The 3,541-nt window shown below is 43.3% G+C and carries 3 protein-coding genes and 1 pseudogene; all 4 read right to left on the bottom strand.

Going from position 1 to position 3,541, the window contains the following annotated elements; translation table 11 throughout:
- Positions 1–445 (bottom strand): annotated as a pseudogene (locus tag QVO88_RS06760) (hypothetical protein); the annotation flags it as partial.
- 249 nt (positions 446–694) lie between these two features.
- Complete coding sequence (locus QVO88_RS06765) at positions 695–1,573, bottom strand: NPXTG-anchored protein (protein ID WP_022287740.1); 879 nt, start codon at positions 1,571–1,573, stop codon at positions 695–697.
- A 206-nt stretch (positions 1,574–1,779) separates the two neighbouring features.
- Complete coding sequence (locus QVO88_RS06770) at positions 1,780–2,541, bottom strand: amino acid ABC transporter ATP-binding protein (RefSeq protein ID WP_022287741.1); 762 nt, start codon at positions 2,539–2,541, stop codon at positions 1,780–1,782.
- Between the two features lie 11 nt (positions 2,542–2,552).
- Positions 2,553–3,263: an amino acid ABC transporter permease gene (locus tag QVO88_RS06775; protein ID WP_022287742.1), complete on the bottom strand. Its 711-nt coding sequence runs from the start codon at positions 3,261–3,263 to the stop codon at positions 2,553–2,555.
- Between the last annotated feature and the right edge of the window lie 278 nt (positions 3,264–3,541).

A 3,541-nucleotide genomic window follows, 5' to 3' on the forward strand; every position in this document is an offset into this window, starting at 1 on the left:
TCTTAGGGATCTTGTAGTTGCCATTATCCTGATCGAGAGTCTCGACCTTGATCATTGGAATACCTGCAAGCTCCTCAACAGAGATATTTACATGAGACTCATCGTTCTCGTAATCCTTCTCAGCGAAAGGTTCAACGATAGAAGCAACGTCCATATCCTTCTTGAAATATACAGAAGCCTCCTCATAGTTCTTCAGAGTAGCTGGCATTTCGGAAATATCCTTTGCAGCCTCGCCCTCAGACTCTGTGCCGGAAGCGGCTGTTGAATCAGCTGTTGACTCAGGAGCGGCTGTTGTTGTAGTAGCCTCTGTTGTTGTAGCAGCTGTAGTTGTTGTTGTAGTAGTTTTTGCCTCAGCCTTTGATGAAGAATCATCAGAGCTGCCGCAAGAAGCGAACATAGCACTTGTAAGTGTAAGTGCAAGAGCGCAAGCTAAAAACTTTTTCATTTTAATAACCTCCGTTTAATTGTCACGCTATACACATAGCCTGACCTATATTTACTTTTGTATTATAGCACAATTGTCACATATTTTCAATATACTATTTGCACAATTTAAGCACATGATTTCATATGTTTTGCACAGAAATCGTTTACAAATTAGTGCAGGTTACACAAACGAACAAAAAACAGAGCTTCCCGAATGACAGAAAGCTCTGTATAAATTCACTTATTCAAGTGTGTTATCTGTGAGAGATTACTTTCTCTTAGAAATAACGATAGCTGCACCAGCAAGTGCTACGCCAGCGAGTGCAAGACCTGCTGTTGCGCCTGTAGCTGCTGTGTTGTCAGAAGCTGCTGCGGAAGATGTAGCTGTTGTAGTTGTTGTGCCAGCCTTTGAAGATGTTGTGCCAGCTGCTGTTGAAGATGTAGCTGCTGCAGAAGACTTGTCGTCCTTCTTAGAATCGTCCTTCTTAGAATCTGTGCCTGAAGGTGTTGAATCAGTCTTAGAGCTTGACTCCTCAGCTACTGGCTTCTTCTGAACTTCCTTCTTGTCCTTGTTAGAACCAGCCTCGAAGAGAACGTTGCCGTCAGCGCCAAGAACCTTCATACCTACAACGTCGATACCCTTAAGGTCTGCTGCCCAGTTGTTGATACCAACTGCTGCGTAATTATCAGCATCGCCGTCTGTTGTTGCGAAAACAGGAGCGTCGCCGAGGTATTCAAGAACGTATGTGCCTTCCTCTTCTGTTGTGTAGCAGAGAGTATCCTTTGGCTTATCGTCCTCAACCCATGAGCCGCCAGCCCAGTCCTTAGCGTTCCAGCCACCAGACTTTGAGTTGAAGTTGATTGATCCGCCACCGCCGATCGTGTTCCAATCGTTGTTGTCAACCTTGATTGTGAATGAAGCACCGTAAACAGCTCCAAGGTCAGAGATAGCATCCTTGTTTACAGCACCCTCTGACTCATCGCCATTGAAGAATACAGCAAAAAGGTCATCCTGAGTCTGTCTGCCGATTGCAAGAAGGTCATCGCTTACGTTGAGCTTTGTGCCTGCTGCAGATGCTGGGATCATTGCCATAGAAGCTACGATAGCTGCTGCTGACATACCAGCGAGAATCTTAGAAATTTTCATCGTTAATCTCCTCCATATGAATATAATTTTATGAATTGTCATTCAATTCTAGTCTTATTATAGCAGACTTTCTCCCTAAAATCAAGGGGTTTTCACTTTTTTTATTCCAAAAAGTGTTGAAATTTCTAACAATATTGTCACACTTCTTTTGTGCATTAATCACAGAAAACGTTATCACCTCTTATATTTTACAACATTTTCCCGTTCTATCTGTCATTGAATCTCTGCAAGAACTGCTTTGTTCTTTCGTTCTGGGTCTGACCGAAAACTTCCTCCGGAGTACCCTCCTCCACGATATAGCCGTCGTCCATAAAGATAACATGGTTTGCCACATCACGGGCGAATGCCATTTCATGGGTGACGATGACCATGGTCATTTTCTCTTTGGCGAGCTCTTTTATTACCTTTAATATCTCACCTGTAAGCTCAGGGTCAAGTGCGGAGGTCGGCTCGTCAAAGAAAAGTATCTGCGGTTTCAAAGCCAATGCTCTTGCGATAGATACACGCTGCTGCTGACCGCCTGAAAGCTCGCAGGGATAAGACTTACCTTTAGTTTCGAGTCCCATTTTCTTTAAAAGCTCCTCACAGTTGGCTTTTGCCTCCGCTTTTGGCTGTTTAAGGACATGGAGAGGGGCTTCCATTATATTCTGATTTACAGAAAAGTGCGGAAAAAGGTTGAAATTCTGGAACACAAGACCTATTTTCAGGCGTATATCCCTGAGGGTCTTAGAGGGTGCATACGCCGCCTTGCCATTTTCTGTATGGAACATATTCACGCCGTCAACGTTTATCTCTCCACCGTCTGCTTTTTCAAGCTGGTTTATACAACGCAGAAGCGTTGATTTACCGCTTCCTGACGGACCTATTATTGCGACTACCTCGCCCACCTCAACGTTAAAAGAAATATCTTTGAGCACCCTAAGGCTGTCAAAGCTTTTAGAAATATTTTTCACTTCAAGAATAGCCATATGAGTTCTCCTTATTTATAATAGTCGAATTTCTTTTCGATAACGGCAAATGCCACCGTCACGATAGCGTTGAGTACGAAATAGAATGCGCCTGCGATAAAAAGCGGTGTTATTGAGCTATACAGGTTCATCTGCTGTTTTGCCTTCATTGTTATCTCAGCGAATGCGATAACGTTTGCGAGAGAGGTATCCTTTACAAGGACGATGACCTCATTCGATGTGGCAGGGATAACACGCTTTGTGACCTGCGGCAGGATTATTCTAAAAAATGTCTGCATTTTCGTCATGCCGAGCATTGAAGCCGCTTCGTACTGTCCCTTTGGGATAGCCTCGATACCGCCTCTGAATATCTCTGCGAAATACGCCGCATAGTTAAGGACAAATGCCGTAACAAGGGCGATAAACATATAGTTCTCATTGTTTTTTATATTGGTAAGCACGTCATAGATACCGCCTGTTTTGCCCTGCTTTGCAGCACTTGCGATAATAAGCGGTACTGCATAGTAGATAGCGATTATCTGAAGCATGAGCGGTGTGCCACGCATGACAAGTATATAGAGATTTGTCAGCCACGAGATAGGCTTGAAGCGGCATTTTTTCAGCATTGTCACAAGCACTCCCACAGGTATTGAAAGCACGATGGTCCATGCAAAAAGTTTCAGTGTATTAGGCAGGAACTCCAGCAGGATCTCCGTGACCTTTTTTACTTCCTCAAAAGTCATAAATATTCATTCCTTAACAAAATATTACGATAACACGTCACCGTATCAGCGTATTAATACATTATACTACATATTTTGCGACTTGTCAAACGGAAAGAGTGAGGAATGAGGAATGAAGGTATCGCCTGCGGCGATGATTTTTTTCATTGCGAACTGCGTTCGCACAATTAACTCACCAACGTTCTTATTAATTTACCTCTTGGAGTATCTCAAACCACAGCTATGCTAATTCCTCATTCCTAATTTCTCATTCCTCATTTGTCATTCCTCACTCCTCA

The sequence above is a fragment of the Ruminococcus sp. CAG:57 genome (genome assembly GCF_000435935.1).
GTDB lineage: Bacteria > Bacillota > Clostridia > Oscillospirales > Ruminococcaceae > Hominimerdicola > Hominimerdicola aceti.

What these genes read in the sequence shown, in the direction of transcription:
- QVO88_RS06775 (WP_022287742.1), bottom strand. Translation starts at nt 3,263, where the DNA reads ATGACTTTTGAGGAAGTAAAAAAGGTCACGGAGATCCTGCTGGAGTTC.
- QVO88_RS06770 (WP_022287741.1), bottom strand. Translation starts at nt 2,541, where the DNA reads ATGGCTATTCTTGAAGTGAAAAATATTTCTAAAAGCTTTGACAGCCTT.
- QVO88_RS06765 (WP_022287740.1), bottom strand. Translation starts at nt 1,573, where the DNA reads ATGAAAATTTCTAAGATTCTCGCTGGTATGTCAGCAGCAGCTATCGTA.